The organism is Flavicella sediminum (assembly GCF_006381105.1).
Classification (GTDB): Bacteria; Bacteroidota; Bacteroidia; order Flavobacteriales; family Flavobacteriaceae; genus Flavicella; species Flavicella sediminum.
In genome coordinates this window covers 236643-249063 of record NZ_VDET01000002.1, presented here as the reverse complement: position 1 = coordinate 249063, position 12421 = coordinate 236643, and the positions used below count along the sequence as shown (strand labels likewise).

General features: G+C 33.4%; 10 protein-coding genes. 5 read left to right on the top strand and 5 right to left on the bottom strand.

All coding sequences use genetic code 11. The annotated features are described in order from the left end of the window. Positions 1–119: 119 nt before the first annotated feature. Positions 120–581 (top strand): DUF4442 domain-containing protein, encoded by a 462-nt coding sequence (locus FGM02_RS01985; RefSeq protein ID WP_139956419.1) that lies wholly within the window; start codon positions 120–122, stop codon positions 579–581. Positions 582–677: 96 nt separating this feature from the next. Here the strand turns inward: FGM02_RS01985 and arsB are convergent, their stop codons facing one another. Genes arsB through FGM02_RS01965 form a run of 4 tightly spaced genes read right to left on the bottom strand, consistent with a single transcriptional unit; the run spans position 678 to position 3203 of the window. Further along, complete coding sequence (arsB, locus tag FGM02_RS01980) at positions 678–1712, bottom strand: ACR3 family arsenite efflux transporter (RefSeq protein WP_139956417.1); 1035 nt, start codon at positions 1710–1712, stop codon at positions 678–680. Positions 1713–1714: 2 nt separating this feature from the next. Continuing rightward, positions 1715–2332 (bottom strand): arsenate-mycothiol transferase ArsC, encoded by a 618-nt coding sequence (locus FGM02_RS01975; RefSeq protein ID WP_139956415.1) that lies wholly within the window; start codon positions 2330–2332, stop codon positions 1715–1717. A gap of 28 nt (positions 2333–2360) precedes the next feature. Further along, entirely contained in the window at positions 2361–2822 is a 462-nt protein-coding gene (locus tag FGM02_RS01970) for a DUF6428 family protein (RefSeq protein WP_139956413.1), read from the bottom strand. A gap of 48 nt (positions 2823–2870) precedes the next feature. Continuing rightward, on the bottom strand, positions 2871–3203 hold the full coding sequence (locus FGM02_RS01965) for an ArsR/SmtB family transcription factor (protein WP_139956411.1): 333 nt from the start codon (positions 3201–3203) through the stop codon (positions 2871–2873). Between the two features lie 149 nt (positions 3204–3352). On the opposite strand from FGM02_RS01965, the gene FGM02_RS01960 reads away from it, so the two are divergent. From FGM02_RS01960 to FGM02_RS01950, 3 genes are all read left to right on the top strand, one after another. After that, positions 3353–4150, top strand: coding sequence for a TIGR00266 family protein (locus FGM02_RS01960; RefSeq protein ID WP_139956409.1), 798 nt, complete (start codon positions 3353–3355; stop codon positions 4148–4150). A gap of 68 nt (positions 4151–4218) precedes the next feature. Next, on the top strand, positions 4219–4746 hold the full coding sequence (locus FGM02_RS01955; RefSeq protein WP_139956407.1) for a DUF1697 domain-containing protein: 528 nt from the start codon (positions 4219–4221) through the stop codon (positions 4744–4746). Positions 4747–4834: 88 nt separating this feature from the next. Continuing rightward, positions 4835–6352 carry an alpha-L-fucosidase gene (locus FGM02_RS01950; RefSeq protein WP_139956405.1) on the top strand — a complete coding sequence of 506 codons (1518 nt, stop codon included), beginning with the start codon at positions 4835–4837 and terminating at the stop codon, positions 6350–6352. 109 nt (positions 6353–6461) lie between these two features. Here the strand turns inward: FGM02_RS01950 and FGM02_RS01945 are convergent, their stop codons facing one another. Beyond that, the gene (locus FGM02_RS01945) at positions 6462–7955 is read right to left on the bottom strand and encodes an arylsulfatase (RefSeq protein ID WP_243739332.1); all 1494 of its coding nucleotides are present in this window, start codon (positions 7953–7955) and stop codon (positions 6462–6464) included. 363 nt (positions 7956–8318) lie between these two features. Between FGM02_RS01945 and FGM02_RS01940 the strand changes: the two genes are divergently transcribed. Beyond that, a complete protein-coding gene (locus FGM02_RS01940; RefSeq protein ID WP_139956403.1) occupies positions 8319–12383 on the top strand; it encodes a hybrid sensor histidine kinase/response regulator transcription factor in 4065 nt (1354 codons plus the stop codon). Positions 12384–12421: the final 38 nt, after the last annotated feature.

Below are 12421 nucleotides of genomic sequence, written 5' to 3'. Positions count from 1 at the left end.
ATAAAAATAGTTTGTTTTTTAAATTTTGTGCTTTTACTAGTAAATAGCGTTTTTTTTCTATAAAAAATAGCTTCAAATTGCTTCGTTTTTTTTTATAACTTGTCTTAAAATTTTAAACGATGACATTCACACCCAGAAAATTAAATTGGTTTCTTTTATTTAAAATTCCATCCGCTTATTTGTCGGGTGTACGAGTAAAAGATATTACAGAAACGAGCGTTGAGGTGGGAGTTCGTTTTCAATGGATCAATCAAAATCCGTTTAAATCGATGTATTGGGCAACACAAGGCATGGCTTCAGAATTGGCAACAGGAGTTTTGATGATGCAAGAAATTGCAAAATCAAAAAAGAAAATATCCATGTTAGTGGTTGGGCAGCAAGGCGAGTTCACCAAAAAAGCTGTTGGGAAAATTAGTTTTTCATGTGTTTGTGGTGAAGAATTAAAAAAGGCAATTGCCAAGACAATTGCAACTGGAGATTCTGAACAAATTACCTTGGTGTCTGAAGGTACAGACGAATCGGGGGCTATAGTTTCAAAGTTTCATTACAATTGGAGTATCAAATTGAAGGCGAAAGCTTAAAATACTAGCATAGTTATTCTTTTTACAAAAACAAAAAACCAGTAGTTCCTTAAAATAGAAACTACTGGTTTTTTATGAGAATTATATTCAATTAGTTTAACTGTAATATTTTTTTCGGAACCAAAAAGAAACACGGACTAATAAAATTAAAGCCGGCACTTCCACTAAGGGACCAATAACACCGGTAAAGGCCTGACCAGAATTCAAACCAAAAACAGCAATTGCTACAGCGATGGCCAGTTCAAAATTATTACCAGCTGCCGTAAAGGCTACCGCGGCTGTTTTGTCGTAACTAGCTCCCGTGGCTTTGGTAAAGAAAAATCCGATAACAAACATTAAGCTAAAATAAATAAGCATAGGAACTGCTATAATAAGCACATCCATAGGAATTTCCACAATCAATTCTCCTTTTAAAGAAAACATTACCACAATGGTAAATAATAAAGCAATTAACGTCAGTGGAGAGATGCTTGGAATAAATTTTTGGGTATACCAGTCTTCACCTTTTAGTTTCACCAAAATACTTCTACTTAAAATACCTAAGACAAAAGGAATTCCTAAATAAATGGCTACACTTTCGGCAATGGTTGCAATTGAAATGTCTACAATAGCGCCTTCGAAACCAAAATATGGCGGAAGTATGGTAATGAATAACCAAGCATAAAAACTATAGGCAAATACTTGAAAAACACTGTTTAAAGCAACCAAACCTGCACCGTATTCACTGCTTCCTTCGGCAAGGTCGTTCCATACCAAAACCATGGCAATGCAACGGGCCAAACCAATTAGTATTAAGCCCACCATGTATTCCGGATAGTCTCTTAAAAAAGTGATGGCCAATACAAACATCAAAATAGGACCAATGATCCAATTGAGAAGTAAGGAAATGGAGAGTATTTTTACATTTTTAAACACTTTGGGTAAAAGTGCGTAATTCACTTTTGCCAAAGGCGGATACATCATTAATAGCAATCCAACCGCAATAGGAATATTGGTCGTTCCACTGCTAAGGGAATTAATAGTATTGGGAAATGAAGGAAAAAAATAGCCAATACCTACACCAATCAGCATGGCGACAAATATCCATAGAGTCAGATTTCTGTCTAAGAAACTTAATTTTTTAGTAGCCATGGTTACTTGTTTATTTGTGAAAAGACGTAAAATAAATCCGTTGCAATTTGCAGACTTCTTTCTTGGTATTTTTCAGCTTGTTGTGGAGTGTTGTCAAATGCTTTTGGATCTTCAAAGGTTACCGGAATACGCTTTTCTGCTCCTGCAATAAATGGGCAACCTCCATCGGCTTGTGAACACGTCATAATAGCTGCAAATTCAGAACTAGGATTAAAATCGTCGTCAATGGTTTTTGAAAATCCGATCACAGGAAATTGATTACTCGCAAATTTGATGGCATAAATTGGGTTTTTGCCTTCTGACAGTGTGTTTATTTGAAAACCTGTAGCTTCTAATGTGGATGCAATAACAGGAAACAAGGCCGTAGCCTCGGTGCCGCTAGAATAACAATACACATTAGAAATATGGAAGTAATGCGCCATGGTTTGCGCCCAAATTTGAGACAAGTGACTTCTACGAGAATTGTGGGTACAAATAAAATTCAAACGAATTTCTTGTTGTTCAGTGGTTTTCTTTTGAATAAACTCAACCAAAGGTTGTAGTGTTTCTTTGCGCTCTGCTGAAATATTTTCAACAGTAAAAGAGGCAATTGTTTCTTCGATTTTGCTAAATACGGACATTTGTAAGGAATTATCTATTTAATAAATATTAGCAACAGCCACCTCCTGGAGTGCAGGTGTTTGCTGCAGGTGTTGATATGATTTCTAATTTTTCTTCAGGAATACCACATTGGTCTTTAGCCAAACAATCTGTTTGTTTAGAAGTTAACAAGAAGTTTTTTCCGTCAAAATCCAATCCAAATTTTCCAATAGTTTCTGCTTGGTACTCTACTTCAATTTCTAAATCTCCAATAGCCAATGTTTTTTCAGAAAGTTCAATAATATGAATCAATTTTTCTGGATGCAATCTGTGGTCGTAATCGTTGGCATTCCAAAGTTGAAAGTTTGCTACTTCTTCTGTACGTACTGTTCCTCCGCAATCAATAAAATGTTTGCTAATTTTACCAACTTCCGTTACGTGGAAATTGCTAGGGACTAAAGTTCCGTTGGGTAATTGAAACCCAATAGTTTCTAGTTTATTTAAAATTTCTTTTACTTCTGATAGTTTCATAAGAGTCTTTATTTATTGTAATAATACGATGAATGTTTTCAAATTTTTTTAACAGCAATCTTGTTGTAAGCTCAGGTCTTGATCTAAAAATTCAGACATAATTTCTTTCATAGCTGTCCAGTTTTCCTTGTGTATACAATAGCAAACACTAGTACCTTCTACATTTCCTTTAATTAAACCTAGTTGTTTAAGCTCTTTTAAATGTTGAGAAATTGTAGGTTGTGCCAATCCTACCTCTAAAACCAAGTCGCCACAAACACATGAGTCAATTCGGAATAAATGTTGCAAGATGGCAACCCGTGCAGGATGTCCAAAAACTTTGGCAAATTGTGCAATTTGATTTTGTTTGTCCGTAAATTTTTCTGTCTTTGTTAGTCCCATGCTTAATTGTTTGATTGCAATATTACGATTAAGTTTTTGAATGGTCAAAAGATTTGTTAAACAATCGTTATAATTTTTTGGGAAGGTTTAAGAATGAATGCATTTGGGTAAATTTGGTCGTGAAAAAAAATAATTAAAATTAAAAGAACATGAATGCACATGAAATAGATTACGAAATACACGGAGAAGAAATGCAATTTGTAGAAATTGAATTGGATCCAGATGAAAGTGTTGTTGCAGAATCAGGAAGTTTTATGATGATGGATTCTGGAGTTGAGATGAACACTATTTTTGGAGATGGTTCAGGGCAAACAGAAGGGGTGTTAGGAAAATTATTTTCAGCAGGAAAACGTTTGTTAACCGGGGAAAGTTTGTTTATGACGGTTTTTACCAATGTAGAATTCGGGAAAAAACATGTTTCTTTTGCGGCTCCTTATCCAGGTAGAATTGTCGCTATTGATTTGTCGGAATACCAAGGAAAATTTATTTGTCAGAAAGATGCTTTTTTATGTGCCGCCAAAGGAGTTTCAGTGGGAATTGAATTTTCAAAAAAATTAGGAAGAGGGCTTTTTGGGGGAGAAGGCTTTATCATGCAAAAATTAGAAGGAGATGGAATGACCTTTGTGCATGCTGGAGGAACAATTACTAAAAAAGTTTTACAGGCAGGTGAGGTTTTAAAAGTAGATACAGGTTGCTTGGTAGGTTTTACCAAAGATGTGGATTACGATATTGAATTTGTAGGAGGTATTAAAAACACGATTTTTGGGGGTGAAGGTTTGTTTTTTGCCAGTCTACAAGGACCAGGAACGGTATTTGTTCAATCCTTACCGTTTAGTAGATTAGCAGGTAGAGTATTGGCATTGGCGCCAAGAACGGGAGGAAGCACTAGAGGAGAAGGAAGTGTTTTAGGTGGATTAGGCGGTTTTCTAGACGGAGATAATAATTAAAAGAATTGTTTAAAAAGCACCTGATTAAAATAGCTACTTTTATCAGGTGCTTTTTTTATATTTGGCCTATGACGACTTTTATTGTTTTGCTTAGGGGAATTAATGTAAGTGGTAAAAACCGCTTGAAAATGCAAGATTTACTAGCAATGTTGGCAAAGCATCAGCTTAAAAACTGCCAAAGTTATATTCAAAGTGGAAACCTTATTGTAAAGACGAAACTATCTAAAGGCGATTTGAAAAATTTGATAGAAGAACAATTGCTACAAGAGTTTTCTATTGAAACAGAGGCTTTGGTATTTAGTAAAGTGGAACTACTTCAAATATGTACTTCTATAAACTATCAAAACGAGCCGACAAAAGAACGTTATTATACTTTTTTAACTAGGACTCCAAACAAGGAATGTCTGTTAGCTGCGGCTTCCATTGATACAGCTAATGATTCTTTTGTTTGTAATGAAACGACGATTTACATCCATTGTCCAGGTGGTTACGGAAAAACAAAACTTTCTAATAATTTTTTCGAAAAAAAACTAAAATGTAAAGCTACGACAAGAAATTACAACACTTTGAACAAACTGCTGCTGCTTAGTCAATAGGTCTAGCTTTAGCAATATTTTAAGTTAAGAGGCATAAGATTTCTTAGTTAGCGGCATTTCCGTTATTTTTGACTTCTAAATTTTTCTTATGAAATATTCAATTTTACCCCTTATTGCACTTGTTTTTTTCTTTCAAACAGGTGAAGCACAAATTTTAAATACCCCAAGTGATCAACCCGATGCTGATGGCAGAATTATAAAAGGAAGATCTGATTCTACTTGGTGGACACAAAATATGGTAAATACAGATTTATCAACCTACAAGCACGCTCCCGATTCTATACTTGAAAGTTTTAAAGATTTAAAATTCGGGTTGCGAATTCACTGGGGAATTTATAGCCAAGTCCATGGAAAAGAATCTTGGGTGTTGAAAGATAGATTTAACAACAAAGCTGAAGATTTAGCTTGGTATCATGAATTGTACAAAGGATGGTATCCAAATAAATTCAATGCAGATTCTATCATGCATATGGCAAAAGACAATGGCTTTCAGTTTTTTGTTTTTACAGCCAAACATCATGATGGTTTTTCGATGTACGACACCAAAATAAAAGTTCAAAAAAGAAAAGCCTTTACGGGAGCACATGCGGGAGAAGTTGAAGATTGTGACTTGGCCTACAGTATTATGGAAACTCCTTTTCAACGAGATGTTACCAAAGAATTGGTTGATGCTGCAAGAAAAGTAGATTTGAAGGTGGGCTTGTATTATTCAAATTCTGATTGGTATGATGCAGATTTTAATTTTCATGATAGAAATTATACACCCTTTAACCGACCAAAGGAGTTTGAACGTTTTCAGAACAGACATTTGGGACAAATTAAAGAGTTGCTGACTAATTATGGAGCTATAGATATGTTGTCTTTAGATGTAAAAGCACCAAAATTTGCTTGGAATCACATGCAAAAAGTAGCAAGGACGGCTCGTGAAATTCAACCAAATGTACTGTTAAGATGGCGAGGGATTGGAAATTATGGAGACTATCAAACTCCAGAAAATAAAATTCCATATCTCATCAACAAAGATTTAGGAACCATGCCCTGGCAAGTAATTTATTCATTAAGCAAAAGAAAAAATTTCGCCTATGAACCAGATGAAACATATTTAAGAGATGGGAAATGGATTATAGAATCCTTGATTGATGTAGTGGCTAAGGGCGGTAATTTTATGTTGGGAATTGGACCAGATATTAGTGGAGCTTGGCATCCTAAAACATTACAAGCTGTAAAAGAAGCGGGTGATTGGTTGAAGGTGTACGGAGAAGCTATTTACGGAACACGTCCTTATAAAGAATATGGGCAAGGACCACGTTATGAGTTTGAAAAGACCATGACTAAAAAAGAGTCCAAAGCAGAAGCCGTTTATATTTCAGATGATTTTCGTTTTACCCAAAAAGGGAAATTTATTTATATTTTTCAATATGGTTACAATCCTTTAAAAGATGAACCGATTAGATTAGAGGCTTTAAAAGGTAAAAAGATTAAATCCATTATCAATTTGGGAACCGGTGAAGAATTGAGTTATGTAGCTACCCGAAATTTCTTAAACCTGATTGTACCAGAATCTACCAATAAAATTGCTTCTGTATATAAAGTAGAATTGTTTTAGCTTCTGATTTTTATGAGTTAGGTGTCTTAAAAATGAGAACTCCTACTGGCTTTCAAATAGTGAATGCTAGTAGGAGTTTTTTTAGGGAATTATTATAGGGGACGTTAATCTAATCTACGTTTAGGAAGGTTTCCTGTTTGAACGTAAACACTTCTGATTGTGTTCTAGCACTAAGGAAAAGTTCTTCTATTTGTTTTACAATTTCAGGATTTTGCTTCGCTACATTGTTGGTCTCCCCAGCATCCTTTGAAAGATTGTAAAGTTGCATTTGTGCATTTGGTTTTTTTAGTACGTTGTATTTTACAGCTTTCCAATCACCCATTCTAATAGCTTGTCGACCGCCTTTTTCATGGAATTCCCAATACAAGTACTCGTGTTGTTTTTGTGCCTCGTTGTTACCTAAAAGTACCGGTAAAAAGGAGACTCCGTCAAGATTTTTTGGAATTTCTACGCCTGCTATTGTTGCAAAAGTTGGAAAAACATCCCAGAAAGCCGATATGTGTTCTGTAGTACTTCCAGGCTTAATTTTTCCAGGCCATTTGGCAATCATAGGAACACGAATTCCACCTTCGTATAAATCTCTTTTGGTTCCTTTAAAAACGCCATTGCTATTAAAGTATTTAGGATCTGCACCCCCTTCTTTATGCGGCCCATTGTCCGAGGTAAAGATAACGATGGTGTTATCGGCAATTCCTAATTCTTCTATTTTTGCCATTATTTCTCCTACCTGTTGGTCTAATAAATCGATCATTGCAACAAATGCAGCATGAGATTCTTTTTGAGACGCATAAGACCCTTTTCGATATTTTGGTCCATCATCTACTCCATTGAATACTTTTTCAGGTAAAAATTTATGTCTATATTTTTTCATTAATTCTTCTGGCGCCGCTAATTCTGCATGTGGAATAATGGAGGCAACATAGGCGAAAAATGGTTTTTCCTTATTGTTTTCAATAAATTCTAATGTTTTATCATGAATTAAAGTGGGAGCATATTCTGTTCTTAACAAACCTGCATTTCCTGAGAGTACAATAGAATCTTTATTAGACCAAAGGTGATCAGGAAAATAATGATGTCCTAAACGCTGACAATTGTATCCGTAAAACACATCAAAACCTTGGCTGATAGGATCTCCTTCAGAACCAGGGAATCCAAGTCCCCATTTACCAAAAGCTCCTGTTTTATAACCTGCCGTTTTCATAGCTTCTGCTAAAGTGTAGGTGTTGTCCGGAATTGGGTATTGCCCTTCAGGTTCCATTTCTTTATTTCCTCTAACAACGGTATGTCCAGTGTGCATTCCTGTAAGTAATGCCGAACGAGAAGGAGCACAAACAGTACTTCCTGAATAATGTTGGGTAAATAAAATTCCTTCTGATGCTAATTTGTCAATATTAGGTGTATTGAATTTTTCTTGCCCATAACAGCTTAAATCGCCATAGCCAAGGTCATCAGCAAGAATATATATAATGTTCGGAAGTTTTTCAAGTGCTATTTTATCCTTTTTATCAGTCGCGGTGTTTTTTGAATTTTTACTTGAAAAATTACACGACGTAAAAAGTATAGCCATCGCTAAAACGAACATATGTAGAGAAAACTTAATCATTTTATCTAGGTTTAATTATTGAGAGTAGTAAACCATTTTACCACAAAATCAAATATATAAACATTAGTAGTTTTAGATTTCTCATTTAGCACCCTTATATGTTGCACAGGTGATAGAATAAGCTAATTTTGACGGTTTGCAACATTAGTACCCATAAGAATCAACATGATTGCCTATTTGAGATTGTGCCATAATTAAAAAAAGACCGAACTTGTGATGGGAACATTTTAGTGCTATTTTAGTAGCTACATTTTTTGTGATTCTCCTTAAAATCAGTTTAATCAAATACCGAAATTCGTGGTTCAAATTAAAAAATATAACTTCTTAAAATACAGTTGGCTGTTACTTTTTGTATTTAGTTTTATGTTTAGTTATTCACAGGCTAATAAAACTTATTTTCATGAATTGGAAACGCAAGGAATCTCCTTTAATAAAAGGGTGAATGCTTTGTTTGTAGATAGTTTTGGCTATTTATGGATTGCAAGTGACACAGGTTTGTATAAATATGATGGAAATAATTTGGTTTCATATCAATATGATGTTTTTGATCCTAATTCCATTCCAAATAATGGTATTAATTCTATTATTGAAGACGATAATAAGGATTTATGGGTGGGTAGTGAAAGTTACTTGATTCGTTTTAATAGGAAAGAAAATAAGTTTAGCGGTTTTTATAAAAATAATACCTCTACGGTTCTTTATAAATCGATTGACGGCACTATTTGGGCAAATTTAAGAAATACAGGCTTGATTAAAATTAAACCAAGTAAGGAATTTCATACAGCCAATTTTGATACAAAGTTCAACTATACCAATAGTGATAATTTAATTAGTTTCAATCGACAAATTAATTCTTTTGTAGAAGATAATTTTGGTAGAAAGTGGTTAGGGACCCCTAAAGGAATTTTTATTTTAAATGATAAAAATGAATATATAGAAAGTAATTTTAACAAGGATATCAGGTCTATAAAACTCATAGAAAATAATAAGATAATTGCGCTAACAACAAAAGGACTTTATATTTTAGGTTATAATAAGTCAGATTTTAAAGTGGAAGTACTTGAAGCTTATCATGATTTTGTCAGTTCTTACTCTGCAAAAGCGAAAGCAACTTCTTTAACCATTAATCCAAAAAATGGAGAGCTTTGGATTGGAACAACTGGTGGATTGTTTAAAGCAGTAAAGAATGAGAATGCTTATCAGTTTGTTTATTTTTCTCAAACAGTAACAGAAGGGAGACTTAAAAATAATCATATCAATACCACAACATTCGATTCTTTTGGAAACTTATGGATCGGATCTTTAAAAGGAATAAATAAACATTTAGGACGAGCATCTATTTTTAATTTCAATAAAATTGAAGCGGATACCTCTATTGACAACGTAGTAGCTAGGAGTATTTTGTGTTATTCTGGAAATACGGTGTTGGTAGGTATGAATGATGGTCTGTATCGTTACAATCCAAAAACGAATGATTATTACAAAATAAAGACTTCTCTTAGTAGTGTAAATATCGTTGCTCAGAATTTTGAAATGGACAAATTACTGTTGGTAAATGGTTCTACCGTATATGAGTCTAATAGGTTTTCGGTAAATCAAAAAAAATTGCAAATGACGGAACTAAAGAAGTTTCGGAATTCTATTACAGATTTGGCGGTAATTAATAAAAATGAATTTTGGGTTGGACTTTGGAATGGAGGGGTCGATATTGTTAATTCAGAAAATCAATTATCTAAATTTAAATTAGAAGTTAGAGCAAAATTAGCAAACAACCATACGTCTACTTTATTGTATACAAAAAAGAATGAATTGTGGGTAGGTACAAGAGGTGAAGGGCTTTTTAAAATCGATTTTAATAACGAATCTATTGACGAGTATTTGCCTTCTGTAGATAATGGTTTAACGTCTAATGCAATATTAAGTTTACATGAAGATCATGAAGAAAATATTTGGATAGGAACTAGAGGAGGAGGTTTGCTCTTGTATCTCAAAGATTCAGATAATTTTAAACACTTTGGCAAAGCCAATGGTTTAATGACGAATACCATTGCGGCTATTCAACAAGATTCAAAAAATAATTTATGGTTAAGTACACAAGAGGGGCTGATTCGATTTCATTTAAAAAGAGAAAAATTCAGGCATTTTGGAATTGAAGATGGCGTTAAAGAAAGTCAATTTGTGTATAATTCTAGTGCTGCTAATAAATTAAATAATCAACTGTATTTTGGTTGTTCTGAAGGATTTTATTCGGTTTTTACAAATAAATTTTCTCAAAATAGTAAAATTCCTACAACGGTCATTACCAATTTTACAACCCTCGGTGCAACAAAGGCAGATCAGAAAAATTCGGAATTAAATGAATCAAGCGATATACTTATTGATTCGGAAAATTCTATTGTACTACCTTATAATAAAAACAACATTGTAGTGAAGTTTTCTTCTTTAGACCTTACTTCGCCAAGTAAAAATAAATACGCCTATAAATTAGAAGGATTGAACAATTATTGGATTTATACAAATGCTTCTAACAGAAATGCAAATTACAATGATTTGTCGCCGGGGAAGTATACTTTTAAAGTGAAGAGTTCTAATAGTGAAGGAGTTTGGAATGAAGAGCCTACCGTGTTGAAATTTAAAATTGAACCACCCATTTGGAAAAGCACTTGGGCTTATATAGTTTATTTTATTGTTGGTGGCATTCTATTATTTGTTGCTGTGTTTTTAATAAGAAGGTGGTATCGTTTGAAAAAGAATTTGGTAAAAGAAACCATTAGTAGAGAGAAAGACAATGAGCACAATAGAATGAAAATGGTGTTTTTTACAGATATTTCTCATGAATTAAGAACACCACTTTCCTTAATTTTTGGAACCATTGAAAAAGTAGTTAAAGAAAAGAATTTTACTTTGAGTCCAATAACTTCACAACGTATTTACAACAATACTTTACGAATGCGAAGATTGATCAATCAAATTATGGATATTCGAAAATTTGATGAGGGTAAATTTAAATTAAGAATCTCAAAAAATGATTTGGTAAAAGATATTAATATCATTAAAAATGCTTTTAATGATTTTGCAAAAACACTGAACATTAATTATGCTTTTGTTTCCAAAGAGAAAAAAATTAAAGGTTGGTACGATGTTGATATTTTAGAAAAAATATTATTCAATCTTTTGTCCAATGCGTTTAAATATACACCAGAAAATGGTGAGATAACCGTTCATTTAGAAACTTTGGCTATGACCGAAGAGAATTCTAAAGAGTTGAATTTAGAAAAAGGAACCTATATTAAATGTAGTGTACGCGATAATGGTATAGGTATTCCAGAGGCCGATTTGCCATTTATATTTAATAGGTATTACCAAGCAACTAGGCCATCTAGTAATCCTATTCCAGGAACTGGAATTGGTATGGAGCTGGTAGAGAAGTTGATAGAACGCCACCATGGCTCTATTACTGTAGAAAGCAAAGAAAATACCTTTACCAATTTTACTTTTGTACTTCCTATTGATAAAAAACGATACACAAGAGAAGAGCGTATTGAGATTGCTGAGCCGTTAAAAAAGAATTTTATCAAAAATTCTGAATTTCAAATTATTGAGGAAGTCGCGCAAGAACATGAGGCCAAAGCAAAACAAAAATCCGATAAACCAAAAGTATTGCTTGTTGAGGATAATAATGATTTGAGATCGATGCTAAAAGAGGAGTTAAAAGACGAATTTAACATTGTTGAGGCGACCAATGGAGTAGAAGGTTATGCAGCCGTTTTAAAAGAAATGCCACAATTGATTATCAGTGATATTTTGATGCCTTTGGAAAATGGAATTTCAATGTTGAAAAAAATTAAAGCGAATCCGAAAGTCAATAGCATTCCTGTTTTTATGTTGACGGCCAAGAATTCTGAAGAATCTAAAATTGAATGTTTAAGTCTTGGAGCAGATGATTATATTGAAAAGCCTTTTAGTTTAGAATTTGTAAAATGGAAAGTAAAGAATACATTTATTTCAAGAGGGCAATTAAAAAAACAATATGGGAAAATTATTACGCCAACACCTTCTGAAATTGAAGTAGATTCGAACAATGAAAAATTTATTCGAAAATTGGTAAGTATCATTGAAGAATCAATGAATGATAATTTATTGAGCGTAGAGTATCTTGCTTCAGAAGTAGGGATGAGTAGGGCCAATTTGTATCGAAAAATTCAAACAATTTTAAACGATACCCCAGTGAATTTTATTAAAAAAATTCGATTGAAAAGAGCCGAGCAGTTGTTACAGAAAAATGAACTCTATCTTTCTGAAATAGCCTATATGACAGGCTTTAATAACCAAAAGTATTTTGGAAAATGTTTTCAAAAAGAATACGGTATGAGTCCGACTGAATATATTAAAAAACACAAGCAAAAAGAAGAGGAAGAAGCTTCTTAATGTATTTGTTTAGAAAGATATAATACTAAAACTAATTC

Coding starts and splice junctions, on each gene's coding strand:
- FGM02_RS01985 (WP_139956419.1), top strand. CDS start 120: ATGACATTCACACCCAGAAAATTAAATTGGTTTCTTTTATTTAAAATT.
- arsB (WP_139956417.1), bottom strand. CDS start 1,712: ATGGCTACTAAAAAATTAAGTTTCTTAGACAGAAATCTGACTCTATGG.
- FGM02_RS01975 (WP_139956415.1), bottom strand. CDS start 2,332: ATGTCCGTATTTAGCAAAATCGAAGAAACAATTGCCTCTTTTACTGTT.
- FGM02_RS01970 (WP_139956413.1), bottom strand. CDS start 2,822: ATGAAACTATCAGAAGTAAAAGAAATTTTAAATAAACTAGAAACTATT.
- FGM02_RS01965 (WP_139956411.1), bottom strand. CDS start 3,203: ATGGGACTAACAAAGACAGAAAAATTTACGGACAAACAAAATCAAATT.
- FGM02_RS01960 (WP_139956409.1), top strand. CDS start 3,353: ATGAATGCACATGAAATAGATTACGAAATACACGGAGAAGAAATGCAA.
- FGM02_RS01955 (WP_139956407.1), top strand. CDS start 4,219: ATGACGACTTTTATTGTTTTGCTTAGGGGAATTAATGTAAGTGGTAAA.
- FGM02_RS01950 (WP_139956405.1), top strand. CDS start 4,835: ATGAAATATTCAATTTTACCCCTTATTGCACTTGTTTTTTTCTTTCAA.
- FGM02_RS01945 (WP_243739332.1), bottom strand. CDS start 7,955: ATGATTAAGTTTTCTCTACATATGTTCGTTTTAGCGATGGCTATACTT.
- FGM02_RS01940 (WP_139956403.1), top strand. CDS start 8,319: ATGTTTAGTTATTCACAGGCTAATAAAACTTATTTTCATGAATTGGAA.